Here is a 13,096-nt window from a genome sequence, read left to right on the forward strand (position 1 = left end):
TGATCGTGTGTGAAGGACTATCGACGCATTCTGGAGAGCCACGGCCGCTCGGCCGGCGACGATGCCATCGCGCCTCACGGTCGTAGACAAATCTTTCTCATGAAGCTCTCTAAGTCGGTAAGCGTACATCATCGGTTGCGTCATGTGCGTACGCGCCTCATCACGCCGACACCATGTTCGACTCAGGAATCCGCCTTGCTGCTGCTGTCGCGAGTAGCTCGCTCGTCGCCGCCGACTCGCGAGGATGCGGGCCAGGCGTTGTTCACAAGTGACTGGCAGAACGACTCACTGCGAATGTCGCCCGGTAACGCGACCGCCTTGCGTCCCGGCAACAACTGGGTGGCCTCGACATCCTGGTCAACAACGCGGGGCGCCAGCAAAGTCACGATTCGATCCTCGACATCACGACCGAGCAGTTCGACTGGACATTCGCACCAACCTGTACGCGATGTTCTGGATTACAAAGGCCGCGATTCCGCACATGCCGCCGGGCTCCGCCATCATCAACACCAGTTCGGTGAACGCGTACGAGCCGTCCGCGAACCTGCTCGATTACGCGCTGACAAAAGCGGGAATTGCGAACTTCACGAAAGGGCTCGCGAAGCAGATGATCAAGCGAGGCATTCGCGTCAACGCCGTGGCACCCGGTCCGTTCTGGACAGCGCTGCAGGTCACCCGGCGGACAGACGCCGGAAAACGTGCAGAAGTTCGGGGAGCAGGTGCCGATGGGTCGCCCTGGGCAGCCCACCGAAATTGCACCGCTTTACGTGGAACTCGCATCCGCGCAGGCGAGCTACGTGACCGGGCAGGTGTTCGGCGCGTCAGGTGGTGCGGGCAATCCCTACGAGCCGTAGCGGTAACACATTGGCTCGCTTCCTTGCTGGCATGACTGCGAGCGCCGGAAGCATCGGCGCGACGACCGTGTGCTACACGCGCTCTTTACTACGGTCCGAGCCGCGTCCCCATCGCGGCGGGCGAAGCGCAAAAATGGCCGATTCGTGTATCGCACGCGCGAATTGACATCGGGTCCCACTCCACCGACACTAGCCAACTCCTTTCACGGTGTGACCATTGGGATGGACTTCGAGATATCCGACTTGCGCGCCTTTGTCGCTACAGCCGACCTGGGGAGCTTTCGCGCCGCAGCGGACACGCTGCATCTTTCGGCATCAGCGCTATCGCGTCGAATAGAAAAGCTGGAAGAGGCACTAGGCGTCAGGCTTTTCGAGCGAACCACGCGCAAGATGGATTTGACCATCGTCGGCCGCGGATTTCTGGAGCGCGCGTATCGGATCCTCAACGAGGTCGACAACTCGATGCTCGAATTCGACGATCTCGCCCGCAAGATGACGGGCGAACTCACCATTGCGTGCGTGCCTTCGGCTGTACGCTATTTCCTTCCGGAGGCCATTGCGGCCTATCATCAACGCTACCCGGGCATCCGGCTGCGTCTGATCGACGAGCCGTCGTCGATGGTTTTTCTCGCTGTCGCGCGGGGTGAAGCTGATTTCGGGCTAACTTACGTCGGGACACACGAGCCCGATATCGAGTTCACGCCGCTCCTCGACGACCCGTTCGTTCTCGCCTGCCCGCGCAGTCATCCGCTCGCGAAACGCAAAGCTGTCGCCTGGGCCGAACTCGCCAACCTCGACTATCTGGCGATAGCGCAAGGCAGCGGCAATCGCGCGGTGATAGATGAGGCGCTGGCGGGCGTCGCTGAGCGCCCGAAATGGTTCTGCGAAGTGCGCCATGTGCCCGCTCTCGTGAGCCTGATCGAAGCAGGGCTTGGCGTGGGCGTCGTGCCTCGTCTGGCCATGCCTCGCGGGCCACACAAGGTGCTCGCCAGCGTGGCGCTCACCGATCCGCCTATCCGGCGCACACTCGGCGTACTCCAGCGTCGCGGACGCGGCTTGTCTTCCGCCGGACGCTTCTTCCTCCAGTTGCTGACGGAGATGCGCGCATCCGATGCGTTGCAATAGCTTCGCGGCTATCCGGTAGTTTGAATCGATTCGTGCATACGACGCACCAATTGCACGGAAATATGCGTTTGTCACGTGGGTCGCCTTTCCCCGATCATCTGCAAAAAGGAAGCGCTGTCTGTCGCAGCCACCTGATTCGCACTGCTTTTTGATCGAAGGAGACACCCTGTCCATGACGCACACCACCTCAACGCACGGCATCGTCAGCAAGGCGCAACTGACCGAGCTGACCATCGAAGCACTCTGTGCGCTCGGCCTGAATCGCTCCGACGCTACCGACACCGCCACCATCCTCGTGCTCGCCGACCTGTTTGGCTTGCGCACTCACGGCACGAGCCGAATCGAATCATACGGCTCTCGCCTGCGCATCGGTGGCATCAATCCCACGCCGTCGATCACCGCCCAACAGGTCGGTCCCGCGCTTCACCGACTCGATGGCGACAACGGCATCGGTCCGCTCGTCGGCTATCGCGCACTCGATCTGGCGATGACGGCGGCGCGCAAACACGGCATCGCGTGCGTGTTCGTTCGGGGCAGCAATCATTTCGGCCCGGTGTCGCCCTATTCGTACCTCGCTGCCAGGCAGGGGTTCGCCAGTATCATCGGCAGCAATGCGACGACGACTATCGCGCCGTGGGGAGGCACCGATGCGCGCCTGGGAAACAGTCCCGTCGGCTTCGGCGTTCCGGATCCGGACGGTCATCCGTTCATTCTGGACATGGCGATCAGCGTTGCGGCGCGGGCAAAGATTCGAAACGCGCTCAAGCGCGGTGAACCGATTCCCAGCGATTGGGCGACCGACGCCCAAGGCAAGCCGACCACTGACCCAAAAGCAGCGCTCGACGGCTTCCTGCTGCCGATTGGCGGCCACAAGGGCTACGGCCTCGCGCTGGTCGTTGACCTGTTCGCTGGACTGCTTTCCGGCGCGGCCTATCTGACGCACGTGAAGTCCTGGGAAGACGACCCTGAGCAACCGCAGAATCTCGGCCACTTCTTCATCCTGATCGATACAACCAGGCTCGGCAGCACCGAGTGGCTCGCGAAGCATATGGCCGACTATGCGGCAATCCTGCACGGCTCGAGGCCTGCCGATCCCGATGCGCCCGTGATCGTGCCCGGCGAGATCGAACTCGGCCGTCTGGAACGCCAGATGGCCGAAGGCATCGATATCGGTGCGGCACAGCTCGCGATGCTGGAAGCGGCCGCGCGTCCGCAGCACTGAAAAGCCTATTTATCTGCGTAACCCACAACGCCCATACCGCCTCGACCCGCGGCGCGCCGGCGAACAGAAAAGCGACAGGCCGGGCGGCCCAACGGGCGCCCGGCGGTCAAGCACATAGCAAGCTTGAAGGAGACAACAGGTGACAAACATCCGATGGCGCATCGTCCTGCTGCTGTTCATCGCAGGCTTCATCAATTATCTCGACCGCTCGGCGCTGTCCGTCGCCGCGCCCGCCGTCATGCGGGAACTGCATATGTCGCCCGGCAGCCTCGGGCTGTTGTTTTCGACCTTCTTCATCGGCTACGCGGCATTCAATTTCATAGGCGGATGGGCGGCGGACCGCTGGGGCGGCAAGCGCGTCTTTTCAGGCGCAGTCCTGATGTGGTCGTTGCTATGCGGCGCGACCGGCCTCGCCTCCGGCTTTGGGTCGCTGCTGGCAGTGCGCACCTTGTTCGGCATGGCCGAGGGTCCGCTTGCGACAACGATCAACAAGCTCGTGAACAACTGGTTCCCGCATAAGGAATCGGCGACTGCATTCGGCTTTGCGAATTGCGGTCTGCCCTTGGGTGGCGCGGTTGCGGGGCCGGTAGTCGGTCTGCTGACTGCGACTTACGGCTGGCGCGTCGCCTTCGCGGCAATCGCGTGTTTGGGATTGCTCTGGCTGGTCTTCTGGCAGTTCATGGCGACGGACAAGCCGCATCAGCATCCGCGCGTATCCGACGACGAGCGTCGGCTTATCGAATCCGACCGCAGCGTCCCGGAAGATCCTTCGGACGTGCAGCGCCTCGGCTTCTACCTCAAGCAGCCGGCCATTCTAGCGGCGATGATTTCGTACTTTGGCTACAGCTACATCCTTTTCTTCTTTCTGACATGGTTTCCGAGCTTTCTGATGATGGACCGTCATTTGAGCCTCAAGAGTATGAGTCTCGCGACGGTGCTGCCGTGGTTGCTAGGGTTCATCGGTTATGGCTTGAGCGGTGTGCTGTCGGACTTTATTTTTCGCCGCACGGGCAATGCGTTGCGTGCCCGCAAACGGGTACTGATCGTATGCCTCGGGACTGCGGGAGTTTGCGTTACGCTGGCCGGCGCCGTGACCACGACAGCCAGCGCGCTGCTGCTGATGGCCATTGCCGTGTTCGCGCTATATCTCAGCGGTAGCACCTACTGGGCGCTGATTCAGGACACGATCCCCGGTCCGAGGCTCGGCAGCGTCGGCGGATGCGTGCACGCCATCGCAAACTGCGCAGGGATCGTCGGGCCGGCTGCAACCGGATTTCTCGTCGAGCAAAGTCATACCTTCTTCAGCGCGTTCGTCCTCGCCGGCGGCATTGCGCTTGCCAGCGTGCTCGCCGTGGCGATACTGCTGCGGCCGCGTTCGTCGACGAAGCTAAAGTCGAGCAACGCGCGGGTCTGCGGCTGAACACTCATGCTCATCCACGAATTCCAACCTTCTAACACTCTCACCATGAAACCCGACCTATCCGTCATTCGCGCGTTCGCACCTACCGGCAAGCTGCGCGCATCGATCAATCTTGGCAACCCGATTCTCGCGGGCAAGGACACGTCAGGCGCACCGACCGGTGTTTCGGTGGACCTCGCGCGGGCCTTGGCCGCAACCCTCGGGGTGGAGTTCGAACTCATGGTTTGCAATTCGGCGGGCAAGTCTGTCCAGGTGGTCAGCGAGGAACGAGCGGACGTCGGCTTCTTCGCCGTGGACCCACGACGAGGAGAAACCATCGCGTTCACCGAGCCATACGTTTTGATCGAAGGCTACTACCTGGTCCGCGACGCTTCGCCGATTCGCTGCAACGAGGACGTCGATCAGCGCGCCGTCCGCGTGGCCGTCGGCGAGGGAAGCGCTTATGACCTGTTCCTGACTCGCGAGCTCAAGCATGCGCAAATCGTACGCGCGCCGACGTCCCCGACAGTCGTCCAAACCTTCCTGGACCAGGGCCTCGAAGTCGCGGCTGGCGTCAAGCAACAACTCGAGGCAGACGCACGTCAAGCAGGTGGCCTGCGTTTGCTCGATAAGCGATTCATGGTGATCCGTCAGGCAATGGGTTTGCCGAAGAGCCGTGGACCAGCGGTAGCAGATGCATTGGGGGCTTTCGTCGAGGAAGCGAAGGCGTCCGGGCTCGTCGCGCAGTCACTCGCACGCCACGAGATCATCGGCGCGTCAATTGCGCCTGCTGCATAACGGAAGCCACGCAGCAGCCGACCGCCATCACTTGCACATCCGAACCTTCTATCGCGCGGCAGTGAAGTGCACGGCGGTCAACATAACCTGGTAGACGTTCCGAGGTATCGATCCCGATGGTTCAGAGCCCGCGGCTCGCGTCCATGTCAGAGGCCCGCGCCAGTGCTTGCGTGTCGATATATTCCCGGATATTCGCCAGCTTGCCATTCCGGACGGTAATGGCGAATACCCACTCGTCCTTGAACGTCCTGTTCGTCGCTTTGATTTTCCCCGTGGCGACGCCGACGACCAGAACCCGGTCTCCCTGCGCCACGAATTCGGGAGGCTTTGGATAGGTCATTTCCACCTCCTCTGAAGCCTTCTGAAGCACTTTCGCCAACCCCGCGCGCGGTGCGTGCCGGCCAGCGGCCAATCTTCGCCCGGAATGACCCACTCGATATCTTCGGCAACCAACGCCAGCAGACCTTGCTTATCGCCGCTGCCTATCGCTGCAACGAAATCCTTCACGATCTGAATGTTCTCTTCGATGCTCATCGAATCTCTCCATTTCCTTTTATCGGATCGTGTCCGTTTTAATCGGCTACCTTGTGGATTGGCGGCGAGGACGTGGCGCGAGATGAGCGGAGCGCGGGTTACCAGTACAGCGTATCGAACAAATCGAACCGGCCGTGCAGGCCGATTCGACGAAACCCGAGATGGTGTTCGCTCGCTCCGCTCGCTGCTGCACAGATAGCCTCATTCATGACATCGATCGACACCCCTCCCACCCATGCCACGTGTATGCCAGCCCGAAAATCTCCGGCGAACGACGCATGACACTGTGCGGCGAATCAGGCGACCACTGGTCCAATTTTGCGCCTTGATACAACTCTGCTGTTTGCAATCTCGAAACTCGTACGGTACGTCGATTGCATACAGCAGAGTTTCGCCGTCGTGCTCATGTGCCGGCACGCCTGCGGCGATGCCGAACTGGATCGCATGCAATCTGTCGCGCAAAGCCATCATCTTGGTCTGTTCGCAGATCGACGCCGCCCGGTGCAATTTACCTTTTCTCGTTTCGACGCTGACAGCGCGGGACAACTCGACGCCTATCCCGCCTGAACGCGCTGCATCCGACACCGCTAAGCACCCCGGCCTATCAATCGCCACTGCCGCGAAGCCTTCAAGCCCGCATCGGGGCATTCCGCAGTTTCCTCCATCGGGCTTATTCGACGTCTGCCGATAGGCGCGGAGGCATTCATGTGGCCGATAGCGGTGCGCGCGGAACCGATACTCGTGGATGTCTAACGTCCGCAAAGGTCATGAAAAATCTTGATGTCTCAGACTCGCTGGTCATCCGGCTGTTGACAACGGTTCTTAGCAACGATTGTCATTGCGCCGGCTTTGCTTGCATATCTTCGATGCGGAGTTCGGATCTCCGCTGCTGGAGGCAACCGCACCCGCGGCTCTACTTTTCAGCAATCCCGTCGTCCGGCGTTGCGAATGCGATGTATCGATGCTCATGCCGCCGACAATCAGAACGATTAAGGGCTCGGAAACAGCATCCGCAGCGTAGCCCGGGCGAACGGACGTCGGTGGCTCAAAAATGGTTGACGATCGACAATAGCGTTGGGCTGGAAGAGTTCAAGCGGACGCATGGAACACGGGCACTTGGGGAAATCTACAAATTTATGCATTGCTGCCTAAAAGAACAATTTTTTGCCCAAACCGTCGTGGGAAAATTGTTCTTGAGAGCGCCCGAGCCTTTGTTTTAAGGCCCGCTGGCCAGGAACAAATTTCTGCAAACCGGCGACATACCTCGGGCACTTTGCCTCGCTCACTATCCACCGGTCTCTTCTCCGCCCACCTGCCCCCTGACGACTTGCGACATCACGCGTGCACGATCGATTTCCAGCGCGGTCTTCGCGTCGACGCGCCCGAACAGATCGAGCAGCGGCGCGACGAGGCCCGTCCAGCCGGTTTGGTGACTGGCGCCGAGGCCCGCGCCGTTGTCACCGTGAAAGTACTCGTAAAACAAAATCAGGTCGCGCCAGTGAGGATCGCTCTGGAATTTTTCCGTTCCGCCGTAGACCGGTCGTTTGCCTTCCGCATTGCGCAGAAACGTGCCGGTCAGACGACGAACAATCTCCTGCGCCACTTCGAAGAGCGTCATCTGCTGCCCGGAGCCGGTGGGGCATTCGACCTTGAAGTCATCGCCGAAAAAACTGTACAGGTTCACCAGCGCGCGGACGATCAGCAGGTTGACCGGCATCCACACCGGTCCGCGCCAGTTGGAATTGCCGCCGAACATGCCGGTATTCGATTCGGCCGGCAGGTATTGCACTTTGTACTCCTGTCCGCCGACGTTGATCACATAAGGATGTTCCAGGTGATACAGGGAGAGCGAACGGATGCCGTGCGGCCCGAGGAATTCGTTCTCGTCGAGCATATAGCGCAGCACCCGTTCCAGCTTGCGCCTGTTCAGAATGGACAGCAGCCTGCGCTGGTTATAGCCGATGAAGCCCGTGTCGGTCGGGGCAATCTGCGCGATCAATTCGGGGTAGCGTTTGCGAAACTGCGCGATCAGCGCGGCGAGCCTGGGCATGCGCTCGAGAGAGTGCGCCTCGAACACCGTCGACGCGCACAGCGGCAGCAGCCCGACCAGCGACCTGATCTTCAGGCGCGTCGTCTTGCCGTCGGGCAGGCGCAGCAGATCATAGAAAAAGCCGTCCTGCTCGTCCCACATCTCGTCTTCGTGTTCGCCGCGTCGGTCCATCGCATAGGCGATCCACATGAAATGCTGAACGAACTTGAAGGCGACCTCCTCGTAGAGCGGGTCGTACTCGGTCAGATTGATCGCCATCTCCAGCATGGTCTGGCAGTAAAACGCCATCCATGCGGTGCCGTCCGCCTGTTCTAGCGCCCCGCCCGTCGGCAGTTCCGCGCTGCGGTCGAACACGCCGATGTTGTCGAGACCGAGAAAGCCGCCGGCGAATACGTTGCGGCCCGAGGGGTCCTTGCGATTGACCCACCAGTTAAAGTTGAGCATCAGCCCCTGAAACGAGCGCTCCAGGAAACGCGGGTCGGCTCGTCCCAGTTCTTTCTCATACTTGTACAGCCACAGCGTGGCGGCGGCGTGCACCGGCGGATTCACATCGCTGAAATTCCATTCGTAGGCGGGAATTTGCCCGCTCGGGTGCACGTACAGGCTGCGCAGCATCAGCAGCAACTGCTCCTTCGCAAAGTCGAAATCGACCTGCGCCAGCGCGATCGTGTGAAAGGCCAGGTCCCAGGCCGCGTACCACGGGTACTCCCACTTGTCCGGCATCGAGATCACGTCGGCGTTTAACATGTGAAACCACTCGGTATTGCGCACATCGCGCCGCGCGGAGTCGAGCAACGGATGACTGCCATGCTCGCGCAGCCACAGTTCGAGATCGAAGTAGTAGTACTGCTTGCCCCAGAGCATGCCCGCCAACGCCTGACGATGCACCCGGCGCTGGTCTTCGGACAGCGACCTGGGCGTAATGCGCTCGTAGAACTCGTTGGCATCGGCGAGGCGGCTATCGAAGATCTGCTCGAAGCCGCCGAAGGCGTCGTCGAGTCTGGATGGCGCAAGGCGCAAGCGAATGGTCGCGCTGCCGCCACCAGGCACCTCGCAGCTGTAATGGGCCGCTGCCTTGGTTCCGGTTCTCTCCGGATTCACGGCGTCGCGCTGTCCCGAGACAACGTACGCGTGGAACGCATCCTTGAGATAGCGCGACGCGTTGGACTGATCCCACAGGCGCTGCGTATTGCTTTCGTTTTCGGTGAAAAGCGTCTCTGGTGCGCCTTCGCAGTGAAGCCAGTATTCGCCGAGATCGTGGTGCGCGGCCCGGATGACGCCAGCGCCCGCATCCTGCACGGACGGCTTGCGCTCGTCCTCGCCCCATGACCATGTATTGCGGAACCAGAGTGTCGGCAGAACGCGTAACGGTGCGGTCTCGGGCCCGCGGTTGTGCACGGTAATCCGCACGAGGATATCTTCCGGAGCGGCCTTCGCGTATTCGACGAATACGTCGAAATAGCGGTCATCGTCGAAGATGCCGGTGTCCAGCAGTTCGTATTCCATCTCCTCGCGCGATCTTTGGCGGTTCGTCTGGACGAGATCCCGGTACGGATATTCGCGCTGAGGATATTTATAAAGGTACTTCATGTACGAATGCGTGGGCGTGCTGTCGACATAGAAGTAATACTCCTTCACGTCCTCGCCATGATTGCCCTCGCTGTTGGTGAGGCCGAACAGGCGCTCCTTCAGGATGGCGTCCTGCCCGTTCCATAGCGCCAGCGCAAAACACAGCCGCTGCTGATCGTCACACACTCCGCCTAGCCCGTCCTCGCCCCACCTGTAGGCGCGCGAACGCGCATGGTCATGGGTGAAGTGGTTCCACGCATCGCCGTTGTCACTGTAGTCTTCACGCACCGTGCCCCACTGCCGCTCGCTGATGTAGGGCCCCCACTTCTTCCACGGCACGTTCGCCTCGCGCGCATCGTTCAGGCGTGCTTGTTCGGCTACATCCACGATTGCAGGGCCCATGTTTTCCTCCGGTACAGGTGAGCCGCGATGTGCTGATCGTGATGAAACAGAACAGCCAGACCGCTGCTGCTCACGCTACAACCTTCGAACCACCGCCGCCATTGGACCTTAGTCCCATGCGCTCCGAGGAAACCGACGGTAAGCGGCCTTGCGAATGACTATTGGAAAAGCATCGATCCCGCCGACGTGGAACTGGTCCAGGTGCTCGCGCGTAGGTGCGGCTGCGAAGCGCGACGGGCACCTGGTGACACCGCCTGTCGTCGCGAACTCACGCCAACTCAGCCGCCAACTCAGCCGCCTCCGAAGGCACTGGTATACTCACCTGTTCCGCATATCGATACCGCGAACGGCCGGCTCCATACCGCGGCCTGTCCCGGCGTGAACAAATGAGTCACGTCAGAATCGCATCCCCAAAACGCAACCATCGAAGGCCCGATTTTCCATATCGAGTTCCCTATCGTTGACGCATTACTCGGAGGAGTCAAAGAAATGGACCTCAGAAGTATTTTGAAAAGATCCAGCCTCAAGGGACTCCTTTATTCGCTTGTCAAACCGCGGACCGTCCAATGTACGGGACGACCCATAGTCGACGGATACTTTCCTGATTTCGCCGGCAAAGGACGCGTCACGCTCGGAGAGAATTGTTGCTTCCGCTCGTTTCGTCTTCGGCAGCAATTCACTGTGCTCCAGGATGCAGTACTCGAAGTCGGCGACAACGCGTTATTCAACGACGGTGTCGTTTTATGCGCCGCGAAATCGATCAAGATCGGCCACTCCGTGAAGGTCGCGGACATGGTCTATATCTACGACACGCACTTTCATCAGGTATGCCCGGATGAACCGCTAACCGAGGCATCGGTTTCAATCGGCAACAACGTGTGGATCGGTGCGAACTCGATGGTTCTGGCAGGCGCTTCTATCGGCGACCACAGTGTCATTGCGGCCGGATCGATTGTCACCGGCGCAATTCCTCCCAGGAGCCTCGCCGGCGGCATACCGGCACGCGTGATCAAGACCTTCGAAGCGCCTGATGACTGGGTCCGCAACTAGACTGACGTCGCGCCGCTGCGGCTTTCACAGCGCGGCTTTCACAGGCTCAACACGATGCGTCCCGATGTGCCCGCGTCGACGGCACGGTAAGCCGCGACGGCATCGCCGAGTGCATACGTTCTGGCGATGGCGGGCGGCTGATAACTGCCCTCCTCGAACCCAGCGCGCAAGTCTTCGAGAATCCTGGCGGCCGCGGTGAGGTCCCGCTTGAGCGAATCGACGCCCATTAGCCGGCTTTCATTGTGATAAAAATCGGCCAGGTCAAAGCTCACCTGACGACGATCCGTCGCCGAGATTTCGATCAGACGTCCACGCAATGCGAGCATTTTGACGGCCGTTTCGAACATCGAGCCGCCCACCGTATCGAACACGACGGATGCGCCGCCATCGCTCGCCGCACGCAACTGCGCGACGGTATCGCCGAGGCTGTCGACGGCGGCGTCGACATACGGGTTCATGCGCGCGCCTCGCGTCACGCCAATCACCCTTGCCCCAATGCGCCGCGCGATCTGCGCCGCCGCGCCGCCTACGCCGCCCAGCCCGATGATCGCCACCGTGTCCGCGTTCGTGACCTGCGCCGCTTCGACTATCGCGCACCACGCGGTCACGAAGTTGACGCCGATCGCCGCCGCCTGTTCGTGCGACAGGTTGCCCGGCTTGCGACAAAGGCTCGCGACGGGCACCGCGATCTGCTCGGCGTGTGTGCCGTCATAGGTAAAGCCGGCATCGCCCGAGCCCCACACTTCCACGCCGAGCCATTCCTGCGGGCCGTCAATCACGACGCCCGAATAGTCGCGCCCCGGCGTGCGCGGCAGCGTCGTCTGGCTCATGCGGCCGCCGACATTCTTTACGTCGCTCGGATTGATGGATGCCGCCCGCACCTGAACAATCGCGGTATCGGCACCGGCAGAGGGCGCCGGAACTTCGTCGACGAACAAGACGTCCGGCTGACCGAACTGCGCAAATCTAAGTGCCTTCATGATGACGGGAACGCTCCGATGGATGAGATGCCGTCAATGATGCATCAACGCGGCGGCAACGCCCCAAAAAATCGCTCGACCAGATCCGGTTTGTCGAGCTGAGCGATCCACCACTCCAACGCGCGGCCCATTTTGTCTTCGCGCCACGCGAGATAACAGTTTGTATATTCACGCACGCCCGCGACGCGTCGCGTCACGAGCTTGCCTTCGCTTATCGGGCCTTCCGCCACGCGATCGGGCAACATGCCGACAGCGATACCTTCGCACAGCGCTTCGACCTTGGCGGCGAGTGTGGGCACGACGATCACGCTCTGTCCGTCGTGCCTTGCGACCGATTGAGGCTGCAATTGCCGGGACGTGTCGCTTATCACGACGCCCCTGTATCGCGCGATTGCCGCGCTTTCCAGCGGCTGCGGCAAATCGGCAAGTGGATGGTCGGGCGCAACGACGAACACATGGCGAAGGGTGCCTATCGGCCGGGCTGCAATATTCGATGCATGCGGTGGCTCGCCGAATGCGCCCACCGCGAGATCGGCGCGCTGCGTCACCAGCGCGTCCCATACGCCGCCAAGCACCTCGGTCGAAAGGCGCAACTGCGTCACCATTCCAAGGTCATAAAAAGCACGAACATGCGGCCATAACGATGCGGACGGCAGGATTGCATCCAGACATATTCGCAACTCGCTTTCCCAGCCGCTCTGTATGCCCTTCGTTTTCGCTTCGAGATGCCGTGCGGCTGCCAGAAGCTGACGCCCTTCATCGATAAGAAAGCGCCCTGCCTCCGTGAGTTTCGCCCGTCTGCCGCTGCGGTCGAAAAGCTCGACCTGCATGTCGCTTTCCAGTTTTTGCACGAGGTACGTTAGCGACGAAGGAACGCGATGCAACGTTTCCGCAGCTTCAGCGAACGTGCCCGTACGGTCGATCGCGTCCAGCACCTCCAGGACTTCAAACGAAATGCTTATCGGCATAGGTATTCATGTGCTCAAGGTCTTGCAGGTAATGTGCAGCCGAATGTCGATTGCGTTCGTCGCATGCTGCGGGGGCATAAGGTTCGTATCAATACGCGGTCTTTGTCAAGGAAGGCCGTTCAAGCGGGCAAGCAGAATCCATTCG

At 60.8% G+C, this 13,096-nt stretch carries 8 protein-coding genes and 2 pseudogenes; 6 read left to right on the forward strand and 4 right to left on the reverse strand.

Annotation, left to right across the window (positions count from 1 at the left end; translation table 11 throughout):
- Positions 1–335: 335 nt before the first annotated feature.
- From CUJ91_RS34925 to CUJ91_RS23905, 5 genes and pseudogenes are all read left to right on the forward strand, one after another.
- Positions 336–854: pseudogene (locus CUJ91_RS34925) on the forward strand (SDR family oxidoreductase); the annotation flags it as partial.
- 222 nt (positions 855–1,076) lie between these two features.
- Positions 1,077–1,979, forward strand: coding sequence for a LysR family transcriptional regulator (locus CUJ91_RS23890; protein ID WP_006052142.1), 903 nt, complete (start codon positions 1,077–1,079; stop codon positions 1,977–1,979).
- 172 nt (positions 1,980–2,151) lie between these two features.
- Positions 2,152–3,201 (forward strand): Ldh family oxidoreductase, encoded by a 1,050-nt coding sequence (locus tag CUJ91_RS23895; protein ID WP_114157317.1) that lies wholly within the window; start codon positions 2,152–2,154, stop codon positions 3,199–3,201.
- 139 nt (positions 3,202–3,340) lie between these two features.
- On the forward strand, positions 3,341–4,621 hold the full coding sequence (locus tag CUJ91_RS23900; protein ID WP_114157318.1) for an MFS transporter: 1,281 nt from the start codon (positions 3,341–3,343) through the stop codon (positions 4,619–4,621).
- A gap of 45 nt (positions 4,622–4,666) precedes the next feature.
- The gene (locus CUJ91_RS23905) at positions 4,667–5,398 is read left to right on the forward strand and encodes an ABC transporter substrate-binding protein (protein ID WP_114157319.1); all 732 of its coding nucleotides are present in this window, start codon (positions 4,667–4,669) and stop codon (positions 5,396–5,398) included.
- 121 nt (positions 5,399–5,519) lie between these two features.
- On the opposite strand, the pseudogene CUJ91_RS23910 reads toward CUJ91_RS23905, so the two are convergent.
- Both CUJ91_RS23910 and CUJ91_RS23920 read right to left on the reverse strand, forming a co-directional pair.
- Positions 5,520–5,932, reverse strand: a pseudogene (locus CUJ91_RS23910) (nuclear transport factor 2 family protein).
- 1,285 nt (positions 5,933–7,217) lie between these two features.
- Complete coding sequence (locus CUJ91_RS23920; protein WP_114157321.1) at positions 7,218–9,953, reverse strand: MGH1-like glycoside hydrolase domain-containing protein; 2,736 nt, start codon at positions 9,951–9,953, stop codon at positions 7,218–7,220.
- Positions 9,954–10,442: 489 nt separating this feature from the next.
- Here CUJ91_RS23920 and CUJ91_RS23925 point away from each other — a divergent pair, with 489 nt between their 5' ends.
- Positions 10,443–11,003 (forward strand): acyltransferase, encoded by a 561-nt coding sequence (locus CUJ91_RS23925; protein ID WP_114157322.1) that lies wholly within the window; start codon positions 10,443–10,445, stop codon positions 11,001–11,003.
- 38 nt (positions 11,004–11,041) lie between these two features.
- Here the strand turns inward: CUJ91_RS23925 and CUJ91_RS23930 are convergent, their stop codons facing one another.
- Both CUJ91_RS23930 and CUJ91_RS23935 read right to left on the reverse strand, forming a co-directional pair.
- Positions 11,042–11,983 (reverse strand): quinone oxidoreductase family protein, encoded by a 942-nt coding sequence (locus tag CUJ91_RS23930; RefSeq protein ID WP_114157323.1) that lies wholly within the window; start codon positions 11,981–11,983, stop codon positions 11,042–11,044.
- A 44-nt stretch (positions 11,984–12,027) separates the two neighbouring features.
- On the reverse strand, positions 12,028–12,951 hold the full coding sequence (locus CUJ91_RS23935) for a LysR family transcriptional regulator (protein WP_006052151.1): 924 nt from the start codon (positions 12,949–12,951) through the stop codon (positions 12,028–12,030).
- Positions 12,952–13,096: the final 145 nt, after the last annotated feature.

It is taken from the genome of Paraburkholderia graminis (genome assembly GCF_003330785.1).
Lineage (GTDB): Bacteria > Pseudomonadota > Gammaproteobacteria > Burkholderiales > Burkholderiaceae > Paraburkholderia > Paraburkholderia graminis.

What these genes read in the sequence shown, in the direction of transcription:
- CUJ91_RS23890 (WP_006052142.1), top strand. Translation starts at nt 1,077, where the DNA reads ATGGACTTCGAGATATCCGACTTGCGCGCCTTTGTCGCTACAGCCGAC.
- CUJ91_RS23895 (WP_114157317.1), top strand. Translation starts at nt 2,152, where the DNA reads ATGACGCACACCACCTCAACGCACGGCATCGTCAGCAAGGCGCAACTG.
- CUJ91_RS23905 (WP_114157319.1), top strand. Translation starts at nt 4,667, where the DNA reads ATGAAACCCGACCTATCCGTCATTCGCGCGTTCGCACCTACCGGCAAG.
- CUJ91_RS23920 (WP_114157321.1), bottom strand. Translation starts at nt 9,953, where the DNA reads ATGGGCCCTGCAATCGTGGATGTAGCCGAACAAGCACGCCTGAACGAT.
- CUJ91_RS23925 (WP_114157322.1), top strand. Translation starts at nt 10,443, where the DNA reads ATGGACCTCAGAAGTATTTTGAAAAGATCCAGCCTCAAGGGACTCCTT.
- CUJ91_RS23930 (WP_114157323.1), bottom strand. Translation starts at nt 11,983, where the DNA reads ATGAAGGCACTTAGATTTGCGCAGTTCGGTCAGCCGGACGTCTTGTTC.
- CUJ91_RS23935 (WP_006052151.1), bottom strand. Translation starts at nt 12,951, where the DNA reads ATGCCGATAAGCATTTCGTTTGAAGTCCTGGAGGTGCTGGACGCGATC.